This window comes from Paenibacillus sp. OT2-17, from assembly GCF_009827695.1.
GTDB classification, from domain to species: domain Bacteria; phylum Bacillota; class Bacilli; order Paenibacillales; family Paenibacillaceae; genus Paenibacillus; species Paenibacillus polymyxa_B.
This window is the reverse complement of record NZ_WUDQ01000329.1, coordinates 1-4,025: the sequence shown is the minus strand read 5'-3', so window position 1 is coordinate 4,025 and position 4,025 is coordinate 1. Positions and strand designations below refer to the sequence as shown.

Here is a 4,025-nt window from a genome sequence, read left to right as displayed (position 1 = left end):
TAGCGTCCCTCCTGTAAAATACGCATTTGATAAATATCCGTTACATGTGTATCTGCTAGAATAATGGAAGCCACACGTTCTTCGATATCAGGAGGAGCAGATACACCGATCAAACCTACCATGTTGTCGTAACCGACCCGGAAAGCAACACCGACCAGCAGACAACCGATGAGTATACTCGAAATTCCGTCCAGCAGTTTAAAGTCTGTCAGCGATGTGACCACCACTGCTAGCAGAGCAAGTACTCCACCCGTTGTTGCTACCAAATCTTCATAAAACACCAGCCGGGTTGGCGGTGCAGCACGCCCCACATGGCGGAACGCAGTGGTGAAAATGCTTAGCCCCTTCGCTTCTACTCTGGATTCATGCAGCACTTCTTTCATCGCTTTGCTCCATACAAATCCGTCCACCACTAGTGACAAAATCAGCACTACTACATTAATCCAAAATCCATGTGTAGATTCAGCTGGATGCTGCAGCAAATGAATGCCTTCCAATGCGGTTTCATAGGCCATAATCGTTACAACAATAACGGCAACCATACAAAACAGGTTAATCACTCGTCCAAAGCCGGTAGGAAAGCGTTTTGTCGGTTTTTTCTCTGCCAATACACTGCCCGCGAATACAAACATTTGATTCACTGCATCCGCAATGGAATGCATCATCGTAGCAAACATAGAGCCGCTGCCTGTCAAGGCAAAAGCAATCCCCTTAATCAGAGCAATGCCGGTATTACCTAACGCCGCCGAGCCCGAGGATTTGTTTCCTTTTTTGACCATACTCCAAAAGGAGTCCTCTCTCTGTTTCACTTCCATCTTGTAGCTCCTCCTGAGGTATACATAATCTGATATATCCACATTATGTAATCGTTTGTTATGTATATTTTTAACCCGTCCATATTCTACCTAACCATCTAAGGAGAATCAATACAAACGATAATATTTTCCATAGAAAAGGAATGCCCCATGTCCCCCTACGACATGAAGCATTCCCGTTACAACCTTCTATCAGACATATCCTCAGGTTAACAACACAGATAATCTCCATGCGCTAACGATCGACATAAGTGCCTGTTTACCAGCTTGATTTCGTAATTCCTGGAATTTGGCCTTTATGTGCCAACTCGCGGAACGCGATACGAGACAGCTTGAATTTGCGCAAGTATCCTCTAGGTCTGCCCGTCAGCTCACAACGGCTTTTCAGGCGGGTTGGAGATGAGTCACGCGGAAGCTTTTGCAAAGCTTCGTAGTCCCCTTTTGCTTTCAATTCACGTCTCAGGTCCGCATATTTAGCTACAATTTCCTGGCGTTTCTTCTCTTTTACGACTTTTGACTTCTTGGCCATGTAAAGCTCCTCCTTGTGATATATGCCAATCATGAAGGTTCCCCATCACTACCGCGAGATTGATGAACACGGATATGGACATGATTTTATACCTCAAATAGTAATAGTTACGATTACTATTTAATATAACGCTGCTCCAGGTATGTTGTCAACCCAAGCGGTTTGAATCACGATATTAAAAAGCCGTTGAAACAGCAGCCCCCTTCACTCTTGTGAACGGTCTGCCGTTTCAACGGCTTTAAAATTTGCTGACTGACTTTGTTCATTCAGCCAAATGGCAAGCTACCCAGTGATCTGGACGAGCCTCACGATAGAGTGGAATCTCTTTGGAGCAACGGTCGATTGCAAAAGGGCAGCGAGTATGGAACTTGCAGCCCGAAGGCGGATTAACCGGACTTGGAATATCCCCCTTGAGCAAAATACGTTCTCTCTTCAGCTTCGGCACCGGAATAGGTACAGCCGACAGCAACGCTTTCGTATACGGATGCAACGGATTCCCGAATAGCTCGTCACGCGATGCCGTTTCGACCATGGAGCCTAAATACATCACGCCAATACGGGAACACAAATGTTCCACCACGCTCAAATCATGCGAGATGAACAAATATGTCAGACCCCGTTCGGCCTGCAATTTGGCGAATAGGTTAATAATCTGCGCCTGTATGGACACATCCAGCGCTGATACCGGCTCATCAGCGATAATTAAATCCGGCTGAAGCGCCAGCGCTCGGGCAATGCCGATCCGTTGGCGTTGACCTCCCGAAAATTCATGAGGAAAACGGTCGATATGATACTCTGACAATCCACATAGCTTGAGCACGTCCAGCACAATCTGCCGGACCTCCTCCTTCGTTGCTATACCGTGATCCAGTAGCGCCTCACCAATGGCATCGCCAATCCGTACACGCGGATTCAGCGAGCTATATGGGTCTTGAAAGATCAGCTGAATTTTGGGACGAAGTTCCTGCATCCCTTTGGCTGACAAGCTGTGTAGATCCACCCCTTTGTATTTTACGGTACCGTCCGTTTTATCCGTCAATCTAACAATCGTGCGGCCCACCGTGCTTTTACCGCTCCCCGATTCCCCTACCAATCCGAAGGTTTCACCCTGACGGATCGTAAAGCTGATATCGTCTACCGCCCGCACATGTCCTGAAGTACGGTTCATAAATCCGGACTTCACCGGAAAGTACGTTTTTAAGCGGTCTATTTCCAACAACGGCTCAGCCATGAACAACCGCCTCCTCATATAACCAGCAGGATGCTTTCTGCTGAGCTGAAACTTCTTTTAATGTAGGCTCCTTTACACGACAAATGTCCATGCACTGCCCACAGCGGTCATGAAAATAACAGGAAGTCGTCAGCTCCAGCGGATTAGGTACCTGCCCGGGAATGGAATACAGTTCCTCTTGGCGCTGATTAAGCACCGGTTTGGATTTTAGTAACCCTTGTGTATAAGGATGCTTGGGATGATTAAACAGCTGTACCACTTCGCCTTCCTCGACGATCTTGCCTGCATACATCACAATGACGTAATCAGCCATTTCGGCGACAACACCCAAATCATGGGTGATTAGCATGAGCGACATATTGGATTGGGCTTTAAATTCACGCAGCATATCGAGGATTTGCGCCTGAATCGTTACATCCAGAGCGGTGGTTGGCTCATCCGCGATAAGCAGCTTGGGACCACAAGAAACAGCAATTGCAATCATAATTCGCTGCAGCATCCCCCCGCTCAGCTCATGCGGATAACTTTTTAAAATCTGCTCCGGCCGGGATATACCGACCTGTTCGATCAGCTCCAGTGCTCGCTTACGAGCTTCCTTACGGCCCATTTTCAAATGCTCAATCAGTGGTTCGGATAGCTGTTCACCAATGGTCATGACCGGATTCAATGAAGACATCGGCTCCTGAAAGATCATGGATATTTCATGTCCGCGAATCGTGCGCATCTCATTTCTGCTAAGCTCTAGCAGATCGGTTGCCTCAAAGCGGATGCTTCCGCCTGCCACTTTACCACCGGGGCTCTGGATCAGCCCCATGATTGACATCGCAGTAATACTTTTGCCGCATCCCGATTCACCGACAATGCATACCGTTTCCCCTGGCTTCACACGGAAGCTGATATCATCCACCGCTTTAACCGTTCCTTCTTCTGTATAAAAATGAGTGCTTAAATGTTCAATAGAAAGTAAATTGTCCATGGTGTATGATCACCTACCTCTTATGTTTCGGGTCAAGTACATCCCTCAGCCCGTCACCAAAAATATTAATAGCGATGACTGTAGCAAAAATAGACAGTCCTGGCGGTATCCACAACCACGGTCGTTGCTGAAAATCCAGCACATTGTTAGCGGCATCAATCATATTCCCCCAAGTCGGTGTCGTGGGCAGCACGCCAAGGCCAAAGAAGCTGAGTACAGATTCACTCAGGATGGCTCCGCCAATATTCAATGTAGCGATAACGATCAACAACGGTAAAATATTCGGCAGCAGATGTTTGAACAGCTTTCGACGATTCGAGAGTCCCAGTACCGTCGCGGCTTGCATAAATTCACGTTCCCGCAAACTAAGCATCTGGCCCCTCACCATCCGTGCAATCCCCGGCCAGTTGACCAGACTAAGCATCAGCATGACGATATACATCCGTTGATCGGGTGGAATCTTCCAGACAGATA

5 protein-coding genes are annotated in these 4,025 nt (G+C 47.6%); all 5 read right to left on the bottom strand.

Features of this window, described 5'->3' with window-relative positions; genetic code table 11:
- A partial coding sequence (locus GRP75_RS20540; RefSeq protein ID WP_160790225.1) for a cation diffusion facilitator family transporter occupies positions 1 to 815 on the bottom strand: 815 nt, incomplete at its 3' end.
- A 259-nt stretch (positions 816 to 1,074) separates the two neighbouring features.
- Entirely contained in the window at positions 1,075 to 1,344 is a 270-nt protein-coding gene (gene rpsN / locus GRP75_RS20535) for a 30S ribosomal protein S14 (RefSeq protein ID WP_028542369.1), read from the bottom strand.
- Positions 1,345 to 1,606: 262 nt separating this feature from the next.
- Positions 1,607 to 2,575 carry an ABC transporter ATP-binding protein gene (locus GRP75_RS20530; protein WP_053325319.1) on the bottom strand — a complete coding sequence of 323 codons (969 nt, stop codon included), beginning with the start codon at positions 2,573 to 2,575 and terminating at the stop codon, positions 1,607 to 1,609.
- On the bottom strand, positions 2,568 to 3,551 hold the full coding sequence (locus GRP75_RS20525) for an ABC transporter ATP-binding protein (protein WP_160790224.1): 984 nt from the start codon (positions 3,549 to 3,551) through the stop codon (positions 2,568 to 2,570). The genes GRP75_RS20530 and GRP75_RS20525 overlap by 8 nt, the downstream gene beginning before the upstream one ends.
- Before the next feature lie 13 nt (positions 3,552 to 3,564).
- Positions 3,565 to 4,025 (bottom strand): ABC transporter permease (locus GRP75_RS20520; RefSeq protein WP_160790223.1); only part of this gene is annotated, 461 nt, incomplete at its 5' end.